Genomic DNA, 20,488 nt, shown 5'->3' on the forward strand with positions numbered 1-20,488 from the left:
CGGCACTTACGGGGCCACTGGCCGGGATAATAATAATGATCAAGAGACTGTTGGCGGTGTTTGCCTGCGCGGGCCTGCTCGCGCCACAGGCATGGGCTGCCGAGAAAATCGAATTCTGGACCTTCAGCATGAAGCCCAAGTTCACGCCGTATTTCAATGCGGTGGTGGCGCGCTATGAATCGCAGAATCCCGGCGTCAGGATCGAATGGATCGACTTCCCGTGGGACATCATCCAGACCAAGCTGGTCACGCGCATCGTGGCCGGCACGCCACCCGCGCTGGTCAGCCTGAACGTGCCCTGGGCCGATGAATTTGCGCGCGACGGCTTGCTCACGCCCATCGATGGCCTGATCGCGGAGGCGCGCGCCAGCTACATTCCCAGCGCCCTGGAAGACTTGCGCTTCAAGGGCCGCACCTATGGTTTTCCCATGTACAGCAATGTCGCGGTGATCGCCTTCAATACCGATATTTTCAAGCAGGCGGGCCTCACGCGCGGCCCCGCCAGCCTCGATGAACAGCTGGCGTTCGCGCGCCAGATCGCGCAACGCACGGGCAAGGCCGGCATCGCCCCCGCGCTGTCGAAAATCGATGGCCTGTTCATGCAGCAGGGCCTGGCCGTCATTACCGATAACCGCGCCGTCTTCAATTCGCCGCAGCACGTGGCGCTGGTGCAAAAACTGGCCGACACCTACAAGGTCGGCGGCCTGCTGAAGGAAAGCCTGTTCGCCGAAGATAACTTCCCGGCCGTGATCGACGCCTACAAGGGCGGCCGCCTGGGCATGCTGCTGGCGCCGCCCACGGCCATGCAGCGCATTCGCGGCGACGCGAAAGAGATCTACGCCATCACCGACGTGGCGCCCGCGCCGCGGGGTCCCACCGGCATCGCCGACGGCGGCTGGCTGGTGCACTTCGCCATTCCAAAAGGCGTGCCGGCGCGCCTGCTGCCGTCGGTCGGCAAGTTCGCGCGCTTCCTGACGAACGACGCCAACCAGCTGGAATTCGCCAAGCAGGCCAGCGTCTTTCCCACCACCGTCAAGGCGGCGGCCGATCCGTTTTTTCTATCCACGCCGCAGAACGCGGGCGCGGCCGAGAAAGCCGTCGCTGCCGGCGCCCTGTCGATGGGCCACTCGCGCACCCTGTACGTGGCCGGCATCGACGACTACGACGAATTGCGCCGCTCGCTGGTGAAAGCCGTCGAGGCGGGCGTGACGGGCAAGCAGGACGTGCAACAGGCGCTGGACCAGGCCGTCGCCATCTGGAACCGCAAGCTGGCCACCCTGCCGCGCCACTGAGGACAGCATGAAACTCACCCACCGCCACACCCTGCAAGCCTGGCTGTTTCTCGCCCCCGCCCTGCTGCTGCTGGCCGCCTTTTCCTTCTGGCCCGTCGGCTACGGCTCCGTGCTGGCGTTCACCGACTACAGCCTGATACGCGAGACGCGCTTCGTCGGCCTGGATAACTTCCGCTACATCTTCAACAACGAGATGTTCGTCTCGGGCCTGAAGAATTCGCTGATGTTTTTGTTGATGGTGCCCTTCGTGCAGGTGGGCGCCATCGTGCTGGCCGTGCTGGTGAACGACCGCCTGCCCGGCATCCGTTTGTTCCGCGCCGCCTTCTACGTACCCGTGGTGACCACCGTTTCCGTGGTCGGCATCATGTGGGGCTTCATGTTCCACGAACAGGGCGCCTTGAACTACGTGATGCTGACCTTAAAGCTGGTGAACGCGCCCGTGGGCTGGCTGACGAACGACAGCCTGGCCCTGTTCGCCGTCATGTTTGTCACGCTGTGGCGCGGCCTGGGCTGGTACATGGTGATGTACCTGGCGGCGCTGCAGTCGATCCCGTCGGACATGCAGGAAGCGGCCATGCTCGATGGCGCCAACCGCTGGCAGCGCTTCTGGAAAATCACCGTGCCGATGCTGCGCCCCACCATCATGCTGTGCACTATCCTGTCCGTGCTGGCGGCCCTAAAGGCTTACCAGGAAGTCGACGTGCTGACCCAGGGCGGGCCCATGAACTCGACCTTCACGGCGCTGTACTACGCGTATGACCAGGGCCTCAAGCACTTGAAACTGCCGCGCGCGCTGGCCGCCAGTTTCGTCGTCTCGCTGTTCTGCATAGCCATCGCCCTGCTGTGCCTGCGCTATCTGAAACCCAAGCATCGCTAAGAGGGACTGACCATGAAAACCCGTTCCCGCCCCCTGAAAACCCGCCTGCAACGCATAGTCCAATATGCGGGCCACTATGCCGTGCTGTGCGCAATCGCCGTCGTCTGCGTCTTCCCGTTCTGGTGGACCCTGGTGACGGCCATTTCCACGCAAGGCAATATCTTCGCCTTCCCGCCCACCTTCTGGCCGAAGGCGCCGTCCTTTGTGAACTTCATCGAAGTGTTCCATGCGATTCCCATCTGGTCGTTCTTCAAGAACTCCGTGCTGATCGCCGTGTTCACCGTCTTCTGGAAACTGCTGCTGTGCTCTTTGGCCGCGTATCCGCTGGCGCGCCTGAAATTCCGTGGCCGCAAACTCGTGTTCGGCCTGATCCTGGCCACCCTGGTGCTGCCGTCGGAAGTCAATTTTCTCGTCAACTTCATCACCATCACGCAAATGAGCCTGGTCGACACCTACACGGGCGTGATCCTGCCCAACGTGGTGACGGCGGTGGCCATTTTGCTGCTCAAGCAGGCGTTCGAGGAAGTGCCGCAAGACCTGATCGACGCCGCGCGTGTCGACGGCGCCTCCGAGTGGGTCATCTTCAGCCGCATCATGCTGCCCCTGATCACGCCATGGCTGGCCACCGTCGGCATCCTGACGGCCGTCGAATCGTGGAATGAATACATCTGGCCCTCCATCGTCATGAGCAAACCCGATGAATTCCCGCTGTCAGTCGGCGTGCTGTATTTGCGCGGCACGTTTGGCAGCAGCACGCGCGTGATCGCCGCCGGCACCCTGATCACCATCGTGCCGACCCTGCTGGCATTCCTGTTTACCCAGCGCTTCTTCATGCGCGGCATGGACGGCGCCGTCAAATGAGCGCCGCCATCGCCACCGACCTGCGCCGGCTTGCCGGGCAGCTGCTGATGACGGGCATCCCCGGCGCCGAACTCGATGCGGCCACGGCGCAATGGCTGCAGGCCAGCGGCGTGCGCGCCGTGTGCCTGCACGCGGCCAATCTGCGCGATGCGGCGCAGCTGACGCGCCTGAGTGCGGACTTGCGGCGCGCGCTGGGTCCGCAAGCGCTGATCGCCATCGACCCGGCCGGCATGCCCCAGGCTTACCCCGCCTGGCTGCCGCAGCCGCCGGGCGCCATGGACCTGTGCGCCGTCGGCGACGCGGAGCTGGCCAACGGCACGGGCGCGGCGACGGCGCGCGGCTTGCGCACATTGGGCATCAACTGGCTGCTGGCGCCCCTGATCAATCTCGACACCGGCGCCGCACGGGCGCCTGGCGCGGCGCAGGCGTTTGGCGGCGATCCGGCACAAGCGGCCGCCATGGCGCAAGCTTGGACGGCGGGCTGCCAGGCCGAGGGCGTGGCGTGCTGCGCCAGGCTGAACCTGCCGCAGCACGGCGCCGGTGGCCAGCTGCCCAGCGTCGACAAGACCCGCTCGCAGCTGGAAGAACACGATTTCGTGCCGTTTCGCCAGGCCGCCACGCAGACGGCCTCGATGCTGAGCGCGCACGTGGTCTATCCGGCCCTCGACGCAAGCCAGCCCGCCAGCCTGTCGCGCGCGGTGATGCATGGCTTGCTGCGCCAGCAGTGGAGCTATGGCGGCGTGCTGCTCACGCCCGGCATCGACGCGCAGGGCGGGCATGTCGGCGCGCGCGCCCTGGCCGCCGGCGCCGACATGGCCCTGCTGGCCGATGCCGCGCAGTTGCCGGCCGCGCTGGACGACGTGGGCGCCGCGCTGGCCTCTGGCGCCCTGCCGCTGCAGGCCGTGGGGGCGCGGCTGCAGCGCCTGGCGGCCATGGCCGCACGCTACCCGGCCGCCAGCGGCGTGTACGCGCAAGAGGCGGCCGACCGCATCATCATGGCCGAGGCCAGGCGGCGCTGCCAGTGAGCACCGCCCTTGCCACCGAACCAAACCGCACTTTCAAGACGACCCGAGGAAGCATCCATGAACGACAAGACCAGCAGCAGCAACCGTAGCAAGGGCGGCGTCCGCAGCCCGATTTCGTGGGTGCCCACCTTGTACTTCGCCCAGGGCCTGCCGTTTTACGCGGTGGCCCTGGTGGCCGGCCTGATGTTCAAGAGCATGGGCGTGCCGAACGACCAGATCGCCCGCTGGACGGGCCTGATCGGCTTTGCCTGGGTCTTCAAGTCGCTGTGGAGCCCCTTCCTGGAGCTGGCGTCGAGCAAGAAGACCATGGTGGTGCTGTTCCAGTTCCTCGGCGGCCTGAGCCTGGGCCTGATCGCGCTGGCGCTGCAAACGCCGCTGTGGTTCGCCGCCTGCATCGCCGTGCTGTTCGTCGCCGCGCTGGCTTCGTCGACGCACGACATCGTCTGCGACGGCCTGTACATCGCCAGCCTGTCCGACAAACAGCAGGCGGCCTACGCGGGCTGGCAGGGCGCCTTCTTCAACGCGGGCAAGTTTATCTCGCTGGGCGGCCTGGTGATCCTGGCCGGCTACCTGGAAAAAAATATCGGCGTCAAGCCTGCCTGGTCGGTGATTTTCCTGATCATCGGCGCCATGATGCTGTCGCTGGCCGCGTATCACCTGTGGGCGCTGCCGCAGGTGCGCAACGTTGCCGTGGCCGACAAGAGCGTGGCCGGCATCAGCGGCACCCTGTGGGACGTGCTGGTGGACTTCCTGAAAAAGCCCGGCATCTGGGGCATGATCGCCTTCATCATCCTGTTCCGTGCCGGCGAGGCGCAAGTGCAGACCATCGGCCCGCTGTTCCTGCGCGAAGCGCGCGAGCTGGGCGGCCTGGGCCTGTCGACGACGGAAGTGGGCGCCGTGTACGGCACGGCCGGCACCGTCGCTTTTTTGCTGGGCAGCGTAGGCGGCGGCTATTTCACTTCCTGGCTGGGCCTGAAACGCGCCATGCTGTTCCTGATCCTGGCCATGAATTTGCCGAATCTGGTGTTCTACTACCTGAGCCACAGCATGCCCACCGACCTGACCCTGATCACGGCCGCACTCAGCGTGGAAATGTTCGGCTACGGCTTCGGCTTCGTCGGCCTGATCCTGTTCATGATGCAGGTGGTCTCCGTCGGCAAGTACCAGACGGCCCACTATGCGTTCGCCACCGGCGTGATGCAGCTCGGTTTCGTGCTGTTCAAGATGATCAGCGGCGACATCCAGACGGCGCTCGGCTACAAGACCTTTTTCCTGTGGGTGCTGGTGTCGGCCGTGCCCGTATTGATCCTGTCGCGCTTCATGCGCATCGGCGCCAAGGCCGATGCCGGCAAACCCGACCTGAGCAAGGCCGATTCCCCCCAGGCGCCAGCCAGCGCCAGCTAGGATAGAACCACCACATGGCACATATCGTTTTAAAGAATATCGTCAAGCTGTACGACGACAAGCACACGGTCATCCACGGCATCGACCTCGCTATCGGCGACGGCGAATTCGTCGTCTTCGTGGGGCCTTCCGGTTGCGGTAAATCGACCCTGCTGCGCATGATCGCCGGGCTGGAAGACATCACGGATGGCGAGCTGCATATCGGCGGCAAGCTGGCCAACGATATCGCGCCGGCCGAGCGGGGCCTGGCCATGGTCTTCCAGAGCTATGCCCTGTACCCGCACATGACGGTGTACGAAAACATGGCCTTCGCCCTCAGCCTGGCCGGGCACAAGAAGGCGGAGGTGCGCGCCGCCGTCGAACGCGCGGCCGAGATCCTGCAGATCACGCCTTTGCTCAAACGCAAACCGAAGGACCTGTCGGGCGGGCAGCGCCAGCGCGTGGCCATCGGCCGCGCCATCGTGCGCAAACCCAAGGTCTTCCTGTTCGACGAACCGCTGTCGAACCTCGACGCCTCGCTGCGCGTGCAGATGCGCGTGGAGATTTCACGCCTGCACCAGGAACTCAAAACCACCATGATCTACGTTACGCACGACCAGGTCGAGGCCATGACCCTGGGCGAGCGCATCGTCGTCTTCAACGGCGGGCGCATCGAACAGGTGGGCAGTCCGCACGAGCTGTACAACCATCCCGGCAACCTGTTCGTGGCCGGCTTCCTGGGCGCGCCGAAGATGAACTTCCTCGCTTGCGAGGCCGTCGCCTGCGGGCCCGGCACGGTGGCCGTGCGCCTGCCCGGCGGCGCCGTCATCGAGGTCGAGGCGCACGGTGATGGCGTCACGCCGGGCGAGCAGCTGACCCTGGGCGTGCGCGCCGAGCATGTCAGCCTGCGCGCGCATGCCCATGCGGGTGACAACGTGGCCGACGCGGCCGTCAGCCATGTCGAGTACCTGGGCGACGTGGCCATCGTCTACGCCAGCATGCAGGGGGTAAACGAGATGCTGGCCGTCAAGCTGCCGGCCGAGGCGGGCTTGCGCCAGGCAGGCGAGGCCCTCTGCCTGCACTTGCCACGCGCGCACTGCCTGCTGTTCAATGCGGAGGGCCAGGCGCTGCCGCGCACGTTTGGCGCTCCAGCCCAGCCGTTTATGTGACAATAGCCTTTGTTTACCATGCTGCCGCCCTTTGACTTGTGCGGTCAGGATGGCAGAATACGTATTTTTTAAGATTCCCTGCCCCCGGTAATGCCACCGCGCCCTGTTGCGGCAAGCAGTACCGGAGCGTATTTTTGTTATTGATTGAAGGATAACCCATGTCCCAGTTCCGTCTTGCCCGTCTCAGCCTGCTCCTGGCCGCCATCGGCCTCAATGTCCTGCCTGCCCTGTCGCACGCGCAGGATGCCAAGCCAGCCGCTGCCGCCGGTGCACCCGCCGCCGTGCCCGCAGACACGGTACGTCCTGAAGTATTCAAGCTGCTCGATCCGGCTGTCGTGAAGGCCTCGATGGATGCGAAAAACTACGCCGACGTGCAAAGTCGCATCGACCAGGCAGCCGCCATTCCCGCCCTGACGCCCTACGAATTGTTCGTACTGAACCGCCTGCGCGTGGCGCTGGCCTCCACCACCAACAATACGGCCATGGCCATGACGGCACTGGAAGCGGTGATCGAATCGGGCAAGCTGGACAAGAAAGCCCAGGGCGACTTCATCCAGGCGCTGGCCAACTACCACTACAACGCCAAGGATTATCCAACCGCCATCAAATGGTTCACCCGCTACCAGACGGAAACGGGCGATGTCGCCAGCGTACGCAAGTACATCGTGCGCGCCTATTACCTGGGCAATGACTTTGCGCGTGCAAAACAGGAATTGTTGGCCGATATCACGGCACAACAGCAAGCGGGCAAGACACCTAGCCTGGAAGAACTGCAATTGCTGGCCAACACGGGCTCGAAGAGCAAGGATCCGGCCACCTACCTGATCGCCATGGAAAACCTGGTGCGCTACTACCCGTCGGATGACTACTGGAGCGACTTGCTGGGCCGTCTGCAGGGAAAAGCCGGCTATTCGGACCGCTTCGCGCTGGACGTGCTGCGCCTGCAATTCAAGGCCGTGGGCACCATGCCGCCGCAAGATTACAGCGACATGGCTGAAATCGCCTTGCAGAACGCCTTCCCGACAGAAGCGAAAAAAGTCCTCGACGCCGGCTTTGCCAAAGGCGTGCTGGGCACGGACGCGAATGCCGCCAAGCACAAGAAACTGCGCGACCAGGCCAACAAGGCTGCCGCCGACGATGCGAAAAGCATCGCCAGCGGCGAAGCCTCGGCCATGAAGAGCAAGGATGGCACGGGCTTGATCAACCTAGGTTACGCCTTCGTGACGATGGACCAGTTCGACAAAGGTATCGACCTGATCCAGAAGGGCATCGCCAAGGGCGGCTTGAAGCGTCCAGAAGACGCCAAACTGCGCCTCGGTTATTCCTACGCCATGGCCGGCAAGAAAGACGACGCCATCAAGGTCCTGGAAACGGTCAAGGGCGGCGACGGCGTGGGCGACCTGGCACGCTACTGGATCCTGTGGCTGAACCGTCCTGCCACGGCAGCGGCGGCACCGGCAGCAGCGGCGCAGTAATTCCGGCGCCCCGCAGCATGCGCAAAGCAGTTCCCGGCTCAGGCCGGGGCTGCTTTTTTTTCGACCTTTTCCTCCTTCCATGCCGCCAGCCACCACCCCCGCACCGGCACCTGAACGATTGATCAGCCTGGACGCCTTTCGCGGCTGCGTGATCGTCACCATGATCTGGGTCAACTACCTGGCTGGCATGCCAGGCATTGCCCTCTGGCTCGAACATGCGGGTCCGCGCTGAGCTATCGGCAACGCCTCCATTTCATGGCCTGGTTCGCGCTGGGCCTGCTGGCGGCCGACCTGCGGCTGCTCTTCACCGCAGTGGCCACGCGTTACGGCCTGAAGCTGAAGGTCTAGCGCTAGACCTTGATGTAGATCTTGCGCTTGTCCATGGCGTAGGCGATCAGCCAGCACAGCAGCATGAAGCTGACGGCAAACAGCAGCGAGCCCACACGCGCCGGCGCCCAGCCCGTAAACCACTGCTGGTACAGCCACTGGTACAGGTTGCCGCTGCCGATGTGCACGGTAAACGCGATAATCACCAGCACTTCCGACACCAGGTAAATGAACAGGGTGTTCTTGCCGAAAACTTCAAAAAAATACGTCCAGCCCGTGATCTTGCGCACATCGATGATGAACATCAGCAGCGCCAGCAGCAGCAAGTCCAGGCCGATGCCCAGCATCACGTAAGAGCTGGTCCACAGCTTCTTGTTGATCGGAAATACTTCATTCCAGCACAGGGCCACGGCCACGCAGATGACGCCGGCCACGGCCAGCTGAACCAGGCTGGAGCGCAGCCGTGCCGGCGTCGCCTGGCGTAAAAAACTGCCCGCCAGATAGCCGGCAATCACGTTGACGATGGCCGGCAAGGTGCCGAGAATACCTTCCGGATCGAAGGCGAGGCCTTCGCCGTGGTACAGGTGGCTGTCGCCCAGCAGGATCAGATCCAGCTTGGCCGGGGCATTGCCGTGCAGGCTGTAGTCGCCAAAGCATGCCAGGATGGCCCAGTAGCCGAGCAAGGCACAGGCGCAAAAGACCAGCGCGCCGCGCGTCTTCCAGTAATGCAGGATCAAAGCGGCGGCCAGGTAGCACACAGCGATGCGCTGCAGCACGCCGGGGATGCGCGTATGCGACAGCGGTGACCAGGCGAACTGGCCCGCATCGTCAATCTTGAAGAAAGGGAACCAGTACAGCAGGAAGCCCAGTAAAAAGATCAGCGCGCTGCGCTGGCACAGCCTGGCCAGCACGGCGCCATGGCCCAGGTGTTCATATTTCCCCAGCGCAAAGGCCAGCGCATTGCCGACGACAAACAAAAAGCTGGGAAAGACCAGGTCCGTCAGAGTAAACCCATGCCATTCGGCATGCAGGAACGGCGCATACACGCTGCCCCAGTCGCCCGGTGTATTGACGACGATCATCAGGGCCACGGTCAGGCCGCGCAGGACGTCGAGGGCGAGGTAGCGTTGAGATGCAATAGTCATGATCAAACAATTCCAGATGAGAAAAACCGCCTTCCTGCTTGCGGCAAGGAGGCGGCCGAAAACCTTACGCCGCCGGATACAAACGTAGCGGGCGCAAGTCATGCTGGCGACCGGCGGGGACAGCCCTGGCGTAAAAAAGACAGAAGCTGCCCTGCCGGTGAACGCAAAAAAAAGCAAGCCCCTGAAGCAGGAACTTGCTTGAAAGACCGAGGAAGACCTGGCCTGATGCGGGCGCATCAGGCCTGATCGTCTTGCTTACAGCTTGCCGCGCAGGCCCAGGTAGAAGGTACGGCCGTTGCTATAGAAAGCGCGTGGCTGATCCTTGTTCTCAGCGTACATCTTGATGGTGGTGTTCGTCAGGTTAAGCGCATCGAACGTGACCGTGAAGTGTTCGTTGATCTTGTAATTGAGCGAACCGGCCAGGCCGCCCGCGCCTGCAACGTGCTGGCTGGCGCCACGGTCCACACCCGCTTTGTAAGCCGAACGGTAGTTGTAGGCCAGGCGTGCGCTGAGGGCATTGGCTTCGTAGAAAGCCGTCAGGTTGTACGTGTTGCGCGATGCATTGACCAGCTCGTCACCATTGTCGAGCTTGCCGTCGGCATAGGTGTAGTTGGCCAGGATGCCGAAATCGCCGAACAGCGGTTGCTGGTAGCTCAATTCCACGCCCTTGTTCTTGCCGCTGGTGTTGAAGGGCGACGTGATCAGGTACACGGCATTGGCATTGCGCTTGCTGTTGAAGTAAGTGGCGCTGGTGGTACCGTTCGACACGACCGATTTCAAGTCCATGTAGAACAGGCCCGCCGAAACGGCCGACCTCGGCGCGAAATACCATTCGGCGCTGACTTCGGCGTTATCCGACTTGACCGGGTTCAGCTTCACGTTGCCGCCTGCACCGCTCAATGCATCGTCGTTCAGCGAGACGGAGCCGCCCAGCGCGCTGTAGTCAGGACGGGCGATGGTGCGGGCAATGGCGCCACGCACGACCAGGTCATTGCGCACATCGAACTTGATGTTGGCGCTAGGCAGGAAGTCATTGTAGCTGCGCTCGTACAAGTGCTGCGAGTACGGACCCCAGTCGGAACCGGTGATCGGGCCGCCGGCCTGGTTGACCAGCGTCGACTGCTTGGTGTGCACGGCGCGCAGGCCGAAGTTACCGCTCCAGTTGTCGCCCGTCAGGTTGGCCATGGCATAGACTGCCGAGGTTTTTTCCTGCAGCTTGAATTCGTCCGTCCAGTTGTGGCGACGCACGTAGTCGAACAGGCGGTTGCCGTTGGCCGCGCCCCAGGCACCCAGTGCCGCGCCGTCGTACTTGAAGTAGTTGCTCGACAGGTTGCCGCCCAGATTGCTGGCGAAGTCGCTCGGGTACATCGTGCCATTCCAGACCGGGCCCGGATTGGAGAAGCCCAGTGCGCCCGGACGGGTTTCAAACGGATGCTCGGCAGCGCGCTTGTGGTCGGTCAGACGGCCGCCGAACTTGATCGAGTCCCAGACGCCCGAGGACAGGCGCAGTTCGGCGTCGATCTGGGCATATTTTTCCTGGTCGACGGAACGCGATTCGCCACCGCCCGCCCATGCCGTCGAACCTGGCTTGGTGGTGGTGCCGCCTGGATAGGACACGTTGGCCGGGCTCATGCCGTTCAACTGGTACACCATGCCGCCGTCGACGTTATTCTGGTAGTACACATCGTCGCGGTCATAGCCCACGCCGTGGGTTTTTCCCAGCTTGCCGCTCAGGGTCAGGTCCTTGGTGGCGCGGTACTTGAAGTTGAAATCGAGGTAGTACGATTCGCCGCCTGCGTCAGGACGGTAGATATTGTCGACCTCGCCCGAGTTGGTGGCAAACGTGGCAGCCGTCAGGGTACCGCTCTTGACCGTGTAGTTGGTCGGTACCTGGTTGGCGCTGTTGATCGAGTTCGCCGGTGCGGCCAGCCAGTTGGTATTTTGATGCGGCGCCTTCAGCTGCGAATAGAAGCCGTTCACATCCAGGGTCAAGTCCTTGTTCGGCTTGAGTTCGATGTCGAACGCGCCGCCTTCGCGGGTTTTCTTTTGTTCGAACAGGCTCGCGCCGATAAAGGTCGGCACTTTCACGCCAGCCAGTTCAGGATGGGCCAGCGCTGCGGCACTGTTGGCCAGAATCGGTGTGTAGCCGAGGATTTCCTGGCCATCGCGACGCACGGTCGATTTTTGCGAGAAACCCTGCACCATGATGCCCAGGGTGTTCGTGTCGTTTTTCCAGTTCACCAGGCCGGAGAACTGCGGATCGGTCTTGCCCGCCAGGTCATTATGGAAGCCCTGAATCGAACCTTCGGCCGTGATCTGATTCTTGAATTCCAGCGGACGGCGGGTAATCACGTCGATCACACCCGAGACGCCGCCTTCGGGCAGGTCGGCCGTGGCGCTCTTGTGCACGACGACGGAACTCACCAGTTCCGATGGCAGCAAGGAAAAGCTGCTGCTGCGGCCGACGTTGCCGCCGAACTGGTTCAAGACGAACCAGTCGCCGGTGCTGATGGCGTGGCCATTGAACAGGGTTTGCTGGAAACTCGGGCTGGTGCCGCGCAGGCTGACGCGGTCGTTTTCGCCGAAGCCGCCTTCGCCACCGGCAGACGATTGGGTATTCACACCTGGCAGACGCTGGATCGCGTCAGCCACGTTACGGTCTGGCATCTTGCCGATATCTTCGGCGGTGACCACTTCCACCACAGAATCCGCATTACGTTTTTGCTTCAGCGATTTTTCCAGCGAGGCACGCACGCCGGTCACCGTCACTACGGTGGGCACATCGTCGGCGGGTGCTTCCTGCGCCTGCGCCGAAAAGGCCAGACCAGCGACCATCACGGCAACGGCCGTAGCGATCGGCGTACGGCTACGCGATCCGGATTTCACGACGGCAGCTGCAGGTGTCAAATTGCGTTTCATGTACTCCCCCTTGATTTAGGCTCCAGGATTGGACCCTTTTCATTTTTAACGTAGATCTTCTTTCCAGCCCGCCCACTCTCGCCGGCATGCTGCAGACCCTTCGGTACAACCACTTACAAAACCAATTCAACGCCAATATACTACTATCCAATACCAGAACACTACCAGTTGCAACTTTTTTTTTATAACGTTGTTTGAATCACACAGACCACTTCACCTGAATCAATCCGTAGCCCGTATGAGCGAGGTAAATACCAGCGAGGCCAGGCATAAATTGCCGGCCTGATAATTCAAATTGGTTTTATAACGGTCTTTTTTGGTATTATCCAGCGACACAAAACAGCTACAGAGCGCGTCTGCAACGCGCCGTAACGGAGACCCTCAGCGTATGACAACCCTGGCTCACATCATGCAAGGCCTGGGGCAGACGAGTAGCCTGCCCCTGTACCAGCAACTGCAGCGCGCGCTGCGCGAAGCGATCGACAAGCGCATCCTTGGCCCCGAGGAAGCCCTGCCGGCCGAGCGCCAGCTGGCCAGCGACCTGTCCGTCTCGCGCATCACCGTGCGCAAGGCCATCGATGGCCTCGTCAACGAGGGCTTGCTGGTGCGGCGCCCCGGCTCGGGCAATTTCATCAATACGCGCATCGAGAAGAATTTCGCCAAGCTGACCTCGTTTTCCGAGGATATGCGGGCGCGCGGGCGCACGCCCCGCAGCGTGTGGCTCAAGCGCGCAGAGGGCACCGTCACGCCGGAAGAGGCCTTGCGCCTGCGGCTGTCGCCGGGCGCGCCCGTGTACCGCTTCCACCGCATCCGCTATGCGGACGAGATACCGATGTGCCTGGAGTACGCGACCATCGTCGCCAGCTGCCTGCCGGCGCTCGACGCCGTCGACGTATCCATGTATGACGCGCTGGAACAGGCGGGCAACCGGCCCGTGCGCGCCTTGCAGCGCCTCAGCGCCTTGTTGTTGACGGGGGAACAGGCCAGCCTGCTGCAGGCGCAGGAAGGCGACGCGGGCTTGTCGGTGGAAAGACTGGGCTTTTTGCGCGATGGTCGCGCCGTGGAATTTTGCCGCTCCTACTTCCGCGGCGATATGTATGACTTCGTGGCCGAATTAAGTACCAATTAATACCAGCCGCGCGAATTTCTCAATACCAGATAACACCACTTATTGCGGTGCAATATATATACCGGCAACGCGCCTATATATGCACGGCGATGGTGCAATCATCGGCGGCGATTATGTGGCTGCGTGCGGAGAATATAAAAAAAGGGCGCATAACGCGGTTTTGCGCATTGCAGCAAAACGTGCCGTTATGCGTCAGGCGGCGGGCACCGCGCGGCGGCCCAGACACAGCAAAATCACGCCCAGCGCCACGCACAGCCAGCCGAACAGCGGCCCCAGCCATCCCGCCCAGGTGGAGACGGAAGGATGCGCCGGCAGCGGCGCCAGCAAGGTGCTGCCCGGCATGCTGCTGCTGGCCCGCTCCGCCAGTACCCGTCCATACGCATCGCTGACCGTCAGCACGCCCTCACGCGCCGCGCGCAGCACCGCGTAGCCGTTTTCCACGCCGCGCACCACGGTCATGCGCGCGCCCATCCAGGCGTCAAACTGGAAATCCCAGGCCGGCACCAGCATCGCCTGCGCCCCGGCTTTACCATATGCCAGCCCCAGCGGCGCGAAATGCATGTCCTTGCAAATGGCCAGGCCCATGGCCTGCCCCGCCACCGGCTGGACGGCATACGCGCTGCCAGCAAGAAAATCGCGCTCGGGCGGCGCCAGATGATGTTTTTGATAGCTGACGGGCGCGGCGCCATCGGGAGAAAACAGCCAGGCCAGGTTGCGCCGGCCGGCAGCGTCGTGCACGCCGATGCCCACGGTGATCCACACGCCCGCACTGCGCGCCAGCGCCTGGAAACCCAGCCGCACGGCGTCCGCCTGCGCGGGCGCCAGCACGGCGATCTTTTCCGGCAACAACACCAGCCTGGCACCCTGCCCGGCCAACTCTTCAACGCGGCGCACGTACTGGTCCCAGATGGCTTGCGCGCGCGCCGGCGGCGTGGCCGGGCCGATAAAGTCATCGATGGCCACCAGCCCTGCCAGCGGCCCGCCTGGTGCCGACTCGCTTGATGCCGACACGCCCTGCACGCGCCAAGCGCCACCCGTCCACGCCACCACCAGCAACAGTGCGGTGGCGCCCGCCGCTGGCGCATACGCGCGCCCACCGGCCAGCAGCAAGGCCAGCGCGGATGGCGCCAGGCACAGCAAAAACAGCAAGCCGGGCACGCCCGCCAGGGCCGCCACCTGCAGCACGGCAACGTTATCCGCTTGCGAATACGCGAGGCTGCCCCAATTACCATCCGGCAGCAAGGCCGCCATCAAGGTATCGATGGCGACCCACAGCACGGGATACGCCAGCACCGTCCAGCCGGAGCGGTAGCGCAGCACGAGGCGCCGCGTCGCCAGCACTACCAGCAGCCATAACAGTGCCTTGACGAGCATCACGGCCAGCACGGCCGGCAAGGGCATGAGCAGGCGAAAATAGGCAACGTTGGATGACAGGCCCAGCATGGCGGCCAGGAACGTCATCCAGGCCGCATCGCGGCGCGACGAGCGCAGGGCCAGCCACAGCACGGGCAGCGGCGCCCACCAGGCCAGCCAGCCCAGCGGCTGCGGCCCCAGCACCCAGTACAGGGGCAGGCCCGCCGCCAGCGCGGCGGCGGTTTGCAACAGGCGCTGGCGCAGCGCGGTGGCGCCGGCAGCCGGGGCAGACAAGATATCGAGCATGCTCATGCTTTCAAGGGGAGCCAGATTTCCACGCCGCCGATGCCGCTGGCAGGATCGAAATGCTGGTCGTAGCGTTCAAAATCGGGCGCGTCGGCCACTTCCAGCCCGGACTGTGGCAGCCACTCGTTCCACACCGAATGCCAGGTGACGCGGATGGTGGAAATATGCCCGCGGTGGTGAAACACGGCATAGCGCTGCGGCGCGATGCGCAGCCGCGTCCAGCCGTCGGGGGCCTGGGAAAAGTCGCTCACCGGCATGGCGCACAGGTAATCGAAATTGCCCGCATCGTCATTGTTGCAGCACACGCCATACACCAACTGGCCGGGCGCCACATGGGGCAGGAAGCGCTGCCACAGGGCGGGAATGCCGGCAGACGTTTCCGCGCGATAACGTTCGACCAGGCCCGCCACCAGCAAGGCGGGCCCCTGCTCAAAACGGGGCGCTTCCAGGGGCACGCCAGGCGCCACGTCCATTTTGATGGCCCCCACCAGCGCGAGGTTGGCCACATGGCGCTGGGCCCGCACTCTTTCCGGCGTCATCTGGAACTGTTCGCGGAAAGCCCGTGTAAATGCTTCGTGGGAACTGTAGCCAGCCTGCAGCGCAACACTGAGAATGTCTTGCGCGCCCTGCGCCAGCACGAGGGCGGCCTCGCTGAGCCGGCGCGCCCGCACATAACGCATCACGGAGAGGCCCGTGGCCAGGCCAAACGCGCGCGTCATGTGGCACGGCGAGGCGCCGCCCACGTGGGCGATATCACCGAGCGAGATATTCTCCGCGTAATGCGATTCGATATACCAGAGTGCCTTGGCCAGATAGTGCATGAACGCTTCCCGTTGAACGAGCAGCGACTGTAGCATTTTCAGCAAGCCGTTACTTGACCGGAATTGCGCAATACGCGCTAGCGGAACACCTGACAAAACCGTAGCGAGCGGCAGTGATTTGTGGCTGAGAAGCGCAACCGTACTGAAGTACGGTGAGCATCGCCGGCCGCAAAGCGCGACGCGCAGCAGGTTTTGACAGGTGTTCCTATTTTCTGGTGCGCTTTTCGTGGACCAGCTGGCCGCTGCTGATGCGTGCCAGCTCGGCCATCTCCTGGGCCAGGAAGGCCAGCAGGTCATCGATGCTGACGATGCCGGCAAGGCCGCCCAAGCTATTGACCACGGGCAAGCGGCGGATACCGTTGACGCGCATGCGTTCGATGATGTCGTAGACGTCTTCGTCCTCGCTGGCGGTGAGCAGTTGCGCACTCATGATGTCGCCCACCAGCAGGCTGGCAGGGTCGAGGCCCAGGGCGATGACGGAAATAACGATGTCGCGGTCGGTGAGGATGCCGATGGGGACGCGCTCGCCATTCGGCTGTTCGGCCACGATCAGGTCGCCCACATGATGCTGGCGCATCAGTAGCGCCGCGTCCTGCACGCTGGTGTCACGCTGGCAATGGATGGTGTGCAGGGTACAAATGTCGCCGATACGCATGTTGCCACTCCGTTTGAGACAGAGTGTCCACGCTACGCCAGCCCGCCGTAGCGGGTTTGAGGCAAATCAATGAAACGGGGCTTACTTTTCTTCGGGGGGCGGCAGGAAGCAGGCCTCGACGATCTGCAGGTCGTTATCCTTGGCGAATTCGCGCACGAAGTGAAACGCCATCGGCTCGATCTCGCGCAGCTTGGTGTTGACCACCACCGACTTGACGCCATTGACGACGGTCGGACGCACGTAGGGCGAATACTGGAGGTGCGCATTGCGCCCGCCACCTTCGGGATTGAAACAGGACATCACTCCACAAAGGCGCTCGGCCCAATCGCTGGGTCGGAATTGCTTGCCATTGCTGGTGAGACCAAGGATGAAGAACTCGTCTGAGAGTTCCCCTGTTTTTTGAGATAACTCGGCCATGTGGCTTGTCGGGACTGGATTGCGTGAATGGCCCCGGCGGGTAAGCCGGGCTGGTAATTCAACTACGTTTGCTGCGGTAAGCCAGTATTATATCTTATAGAAGACTTGGGTTCTACCTCGATCTGCCCTGACGCTGCAAACAGGGGCCGGCACGCGTAACGCGCCAGCCCCTATTTTAACCTTGTTCCACGCGCAAGGCGCATGGATGGCGCGTGTGCACCCGCATCAGCCGAGGAAAACGGCGCCCGACATCAACAGCAGCAGCAGCATCCACAGCAGCAAGGCGCGCCAGACCAGGCCGACCGTGCTCTGCAATGCGCGCGCGCCCGGCTCTTCGCCGGGCAGGATATCGCTTTCGCTGTCGCTGTCATCGACGGCCATGTCCGGGGTCACCAGCACACGGGCCGCCGTTTCCGCTGGCGTGCCCAGGCGTACACCCATGGCGCCGCCGCCGGCCGTCAGAATGATGCCGATGGCCTCGTCCTGCCAGCGCTGGGCGAAATTGCGCCAGGCATAGATGGCATCCTCGAAATTACCGACCACGGCAAACGCCACGGCCGTCAGGCGCACGGGGATCCAGTCGATCCAGTAAAAGGCGCGCGCGGCGAACTGGCCGAACGCTTCATTGCGCATGTGCTCGGGTTCGTTCCAGGCGCGCGCCAGGTATTCGGCCACGCGGTACATCACGGCGCAGGCAGGGCCCAGCGGCATCAGGAACCAGAAGAAGACGCCAAATACATTACGATGCGTGGTGATCAGGGCTTTTTCCACGGCGATGCGGGCGATTTCACTCGCTTCCATGCCCACCGTGTCGAGCTTGGTCCAGTCGGCCAGCAAGGTACGCGCGGTCGCTTCGTCGCCGGCGCTCAGGGCCAGCTGGATGGAGGTAAAGTAATGGCTGTAATGGCGGAAGCCCAGGGTCAGGTAGACGATGAGAACGTTCCAGGCAAAAGCCAGCAGGGTCAGCTGATAATGCTGCAAGAGCCAGTACACGCCTGCCGTCGGCAGCATCAGCACGCCGATCATGAGGAACCAGCCCATGCGGCCATGGTTGGCATGGCCGGCATTGAACCAGGTCTCCATGCGCATTGCCAGGCTCTTGATTTCGGCGTAGATCGGATTGTCCGCGCGCAAAGGTTTGAGCTGCTCGATCAGCAATGCGCAAAGTATGGAGAGAAATGTCATCAAACGTCCTTTTTGTCTTTTTCAGCAATACCGCAATGCCCGCTACGATAGCGCAGTGCCGTGCTGGAATCAAACTTATTACGTGCGCGGCATCATTTTACGCGCGCAAGAGGTGAAACAGATTGCGCAGCATGCCAGCGGTGGCGCCCCAAATGTAGAAGCGCTCGTAGGGCATGGCGTAGAACGAGCGCCGTCCGCCGGGCAATTCCACCGACAGGCGCTGGTGGTTGAGGCCATCCATGAGGAAGGCCAGCGGCACTTCGAAGATTTCCGCCACTTCGGACGGGTCGGCGCGCAGTTCGAACGGCGGCGTCACCAGGCCCACCACGGGCGTCACCTGGTAGCCGGTGCCCGTCAGGTAATCGGGCAGGTCGCCCAGCACTTCGATGTGCTCGCGCGCCAGGCCAACTTCTTCTTCCGTTTCGCGCAAGGCCGTGGCGATGGGCGACGCATCGAAGGCTTCGCTGCGCCCGCCGGGAAAGCTGACCTGGCCCGCATGGCTGCTCAGGTGGTCCGTGCGCATGGTCAGCAAGATGGTCAAACCATGCGGCCGTTGCACGAGGGGAATGAGCACGGCGGCGCGCACGGGCACGGCGCGGGCGGAGAGGAAATCCTGGGTAATCTCGGGTTGCCAGTCAGGCTGTTCGGCCAGGCGCTGGCGCAGCCAGGCGGGCGTCAGGCGCACGGCGTCCAGCGCCGCCTCACCGGCGATCGAATCGATGGCTAGTTGTTGTGGATCAAATGCGATGGTGGCCATGGCAGCTTGTCCCATTAGCAATACAGAATAAAAAAAGGGGCACCATAACCGGCACCCCTTTTCCCAACGCAGACGCTGATATTACGCGCTTGCTTTCGCCACAACGCGGCGATTTGGCAATTTTTCTTTGATACGCGCCGATTTACCCGAACGCTCACGCAGATAGTACAGCTTGGCGCGGCGAACATCACCACGGCGTTTCACTTCGATCGAAGCGATCAGCGGCGAGTACAGTTGGAACGTACGCTCGACGCCTTCGCCGGACGAGATCTTACGAACGATAAAGTTCGAGTTCAGGCCACGGTTACGACGGGAGATAACGACGCCTTCGTAAGCCTGGGCGCGCTTGCGCGTACCTTCGACTACGTTGACGCTGACGATAACGGTATCGCCTGGTGCGAAGTCAGGAATGGTTTTACCCAGACGAGCAATTTCTTCCTGCTCTAATTGTTGAATCAAGTCCATTTTTAACACTCCGAAAACCATCATGCCGGCGCACTGTGGATAGCAAGTATCCGCCCGGTAGAGGATGGGTAACACAATTTGGGCAACATGCCCGGCACTACTGACCACCCTGCCGACCGTCAGAGACGGCTTACAGGCTGGCCAAGAATTTTTCGTCGGTCTTGCTGAGCAAGCCGGCGGCGCGTGCGCTGACCAGCAGGTCAGGCCGCTTCGTCGCGGTCGCTTCCAGCATGCGCTGGCGGCGCCACTTGACGATCTCAGCATGATTGCCACCCATCAAGACGGGCGGCACGGCCATGCCTTCATATGTTTCCGGCCGCGTGTAGTGCGGCGAATCGAGCAAGCCATTGACGAAGCTATCCTCGATGGCTGATGCCTCGGTGTTCAAGACACCCGGCAACAGGCGAATCACCGCATCCATCAGTGCCATGGCGGGCAATTCACCGCCCGACAGGACAAAGTCGCCGACGCTGATTTCTTCGTCGACGCAACGGTCCAGCAAACGCTGGTCCACGGCTTCATAGCGGCCACACAGGATCACCAAACCAGGTTCGGCTTTCAGTTGCGTGACGCGCTCGTGCGTCAGCGCACGACCTTGCGGCGACATGAACACCACGCGGGGCGCCGCCAGGCCGAGTTCGGTCTGGCGTTGCTTGGCGGCATTAATTGTCGCTTCGAGGGGACGCGCCATCATCACCATGCCGGGGCCGCCGCCATACGGGCGGTCATCCACGGTACGGTGATTGTCGGTCGTGAAATCACGGGGATTCCACAGCGACAAGCCACATTTCCCCTGCTCGAAGGCGCGCCGGGTCACACCCGACTGCGTCAGCGCAGCAAACATTTCCGGGAACAGGGTCACGACATCAAATTGCATCGCTCACCATCCTGCAATGTTTGCCCGGCGCAAAATTATGCGCAGGCGGT

At 62.7% G+C, this 20,488-nt stretch carries 19 protein-coding genes; 9 read left to right on the forward strand and 10 right to left on the reverse strand.

Annotation, left to right across the window (positions count from 1 at the left end; all coding sequences use genetic code 11):
- Positions 1 to 35: 35 nt before the first annotated feature.
- The 8 genes from CLU93_RS05785 to CLU93_RS28155 all read left to right on the forward strand — a co-directional run bounded on the left by CLU93_RS05785 (position 36) and on the right by CLU93_RS28155 (position 8,314).
- The gene (locus tag CLU93_RS05785; RefSeq protein ID WP_099760349.1) at positions 36 to 1,292 is read left to right on the forward strand and encodes an ABC transporter substrate-binding protein; all 1,257 of its coding nucleotides are present in this window, start codon (positions 36 to 38) and stop codon (positions 1,290 to 1,292) included.
- Between the two features lie 7 nt (positions 1,293 to 1,299).
- Complete coding sequence (locus CLU93_RS05790; protein ID WP_099760350.1) at positions 1,300 to 2,169, forward strand: carbohydrate ABC transporter permease; 870 nt, start codon at positions 1,300 to 1,302, stop codon at positions 2,167 to 2,169.
- A 12-nt stretch (positions 2,170 to 2,181) separates the two neighbouring features.
- The gene (locus CLU93_RS05795; protein WP_257224894.1) at positions 2,182 to 3,030 is read left to right on the forward strand and encodes a carbohydrate ABC transporter permease; all 849 of its coding nucleotides are present in this window, start codon (positions 2,182 to 2,184) and stop codon (positions 3,028 to 3,030) included.
- The gene (locus tag CLU93_RS05800) at positions 3,027 to 4,055 is read left to right on the forward strand and encodes a glycoside hydrolase family 3 N-terminal domain-containing protein (protein ID WP_099760351.1); all 1,029 of its coding nucleotides are present in this window, start codon (positions 3,027 to 3,029) and stop codon (positions 4,053 to 4,055) included. The genes CLU93_RS05795 and CLU93_RS05800 overlap by 4 nt, the downstream gene beginning before the upstream one ends.
- Positions 4,056 to 4,112: 57 nt before the next feature.
- Positions 4,113 to 5,459: an MFS transporter gene (locus CLU93_RS05805; RefSeq protein ID WP_099760352.1), complete on the forward strand. Its 1,347-nt coding sequence runs from the start codon at positions 4,113 to 4,115 to the stop codon at positions 5,457 to 5,459.
- Positions 5,460 to 5,473: 14 nt separating this feature from the next.
- Positions 5,474 to 6,607, forward strand: coding sequence for an ABC transporter ATP-binding protein (locus tag CLU93_RS05810; RefSeq protein ID WP_099760353.1), 1,134 nt, complete (start codon positions 5,474 to 5,476; stop codon positions 6,605 to 6,607).
- A gap of 158 nt (positions 6,608 to 6,765) precedes the next feature.
- The gene (locus CLU93_RS05815; protein ID WP_099760354.1) at positions 6,766 to 8,082 is read left to right on the forward strand and encodes a tetratricopeptide repeat protein; all 1,317 of its coding nucleotides are present in this window, start codon (positions 6,766 to 6,768) and stop codon (positions 8,080 to 8,082) included.
- A 79-nt stretch (positions 8,083 to 8,161) separates the two neighbouring features.
- On the forward strand, positions 8,162 to 8,314 hold the full coding sequence (locus CLU93_RS28155) for a hypothetical protein (RefSeq protein WP_180287814.1): 153 nt from the start codon (positions 8,162 to 8,164) through the stop codon (positions 8,312 to 8,314).
- A 118-nt stretch (positions 8,315 to 8,432) separates the two neighbouring features.
- Here CLU93_RS28155 and CLU93_RS05820 read toward each other — a convergent pair whose 3' ends face one another.
- Together CLU93_RS05820 and CLU93_RS05825 are read right to left on the reverse strand one after the other, a co-directional pair.
- Positions 8,433 to 9,554: an acyltransferase family protein gene (locus CLU93_RS05820; RefSeq protein ID WP_099764256.1), complete on the reverse strand. Its 1,122-nt coding sequence runs from the start codon at positions 9,552 to 9,554 to the stop codon at positions 8,433 to 8,435.
- A gap of 255 nt (positions 9,555 to 9,809) precedes the next feature.
- Positions 9,810 to 12,473 (reverse strand): TonB-dependent receptor, encoded by a 2,664-nt coding sequence (locus tag CLU93_RS05825; protein ID WP_099760355.1) that lies wholly within the window; start codon positions 12,471 to 12,473, stop codon positions 9,810 to 9,812.
- 388 nt (positions 12,474 to 12,861) lie between these two features.
- Between CLU93_RS05825 and CLU93_RS05830 the strand changes: the two genes are divergently transcribed.
- Positions 12,862 to 13,602: a GntR family transcriptional regulator gene (locus CLU93_RS05830; RefSeq protein WP_071079073.1), complete on the forward strand. Its 741-nt coding sequence runs from the start codon at positions 12,862 to 12,864 to the stop codon at positions 13,600 to 13,602.
- A gap of 192 nt (positions 13,603 to 13,794) precedes the next feature.
- Here CLU93_RS05830 and CLU93_RS05835 read toward each other — a convergent pair whose 3' ends face one another.
- The 8 genes from CLU93_RS05835 to trmD form a co-directional block, all read right to left on the reverse strand.
- Positions 13,795 to 15,267, reverse strand: a complete 1,473-nt coding sequence (locus CLU93_RS05835; protein ID WP_099760356.1) for a carbon-nitrogen hydrolase family protein — start codon at positions 15,265 to 15,267, stop codon at positions 13,795 to 13,797.
- A complete protein-coding gene (locus CLU93_RS05840) occupies positions 15,264 to 16,082 on the reverse strand; it encodes an AraC family transcriptional regulator (RefSeq protein WP_099760357.1) in 819 nt (272 codons plus the stop codon). The genes CLU93_RS05835 and CLU93_RS05840 overlap by 4 nt, the downstream gene beginning before the upstream one ends.
- A 205-nt stretch (positions 16,083 to 16,287) precedes the next feature.
- Positions 16,288 to 16,737 carry a CBS domain-containing protein gene (locus tag CLU93_RS05845; RefSeq protein ID WP_099760358.1) on the reverse strand — a complete coding sequence of 150 codons (450 nt, stop codon included), beginning with the start codon at positions 16,735 to 16,737 and terminating at the stop codon, positions 16,288 to 16,290.
- An 81-nt stretch (positions 16,738 to 16,818) separates the two neighbouring features.
- Positions 16,819 to 17,154, reverse strand: coding sequence for a DUF3579 domain-containing protein (locus CLU93_RS05850; protein WP_029496213.1), 336 nt, complete (start codon positions 17,152 to 17,154; stop codon positions 16,819 to 16,821).
- A gap of 225 nt (positions 17,155 to 17,379) precedes the next feature.
- On the reverse strand, positions 17,380 to 18,339 hold the full coding sequence (locus CLU93_RS05855) for a CobD/CbiB family protein (RefSeq protein ID WP_096234185.1): 960 nt from the start codon (positions 18,337 to 18,339) through the stop codon (positions 17,380 to 17,382).
- A gap of 97 nt (positions 18,340 to 18,436) precedes the next feature.
- Positions 18,437 to 19,096: a CoA pyrophosphatase gene (locus CLU93_RS05860; protein ID WP_099760359.1), complete on the reverse strand. Its 660-nt coding sequence runs from the start codon at positions 19,094 to 19,096 to the stop codon at positions 18,437 to 18,439.
- A gap of 81 nt (positions 19,097 to 19,177) precedes the next feature.
- The gene (rplS, locus tag CLU93_RS05865; protein WP_071079077.1) at positions 19,178 to 19,561 is read right to left on the reverse strand and encodes a 50S ribosomal protein L19; all 384 of its coding nucleotides are present in this window, start codon (positions 19,559 to 19,561) and stop codon (positions 19,178 to 19,180) included.
- 130 nt (positions 19,562 to 19,691) lie between these two features.
- Entirely contained in the window at positions 19,692 to 20,438 is a 747-nt protein-coding gene (gene trmD, locus CLU93_RS05870) for a tRNA (guanosine(37)-N1)-methyltransferase TrmD (protein WP_099760360.1), read from the reverse strand.
- Positions 20,439 to 20,488 lie beyond the last annotated feature (50 nt).

It is taken from the genome of Janthinobacterium sp. 35 (genome assembly GCF_002754575.1).
Lineage (GTDB): Bacteria > Pseudomonadota > Gammaproteobacteria > Burkholderiales > Burkholderiaceae_D > Janthinobacterium > Janthinobacterium tructae.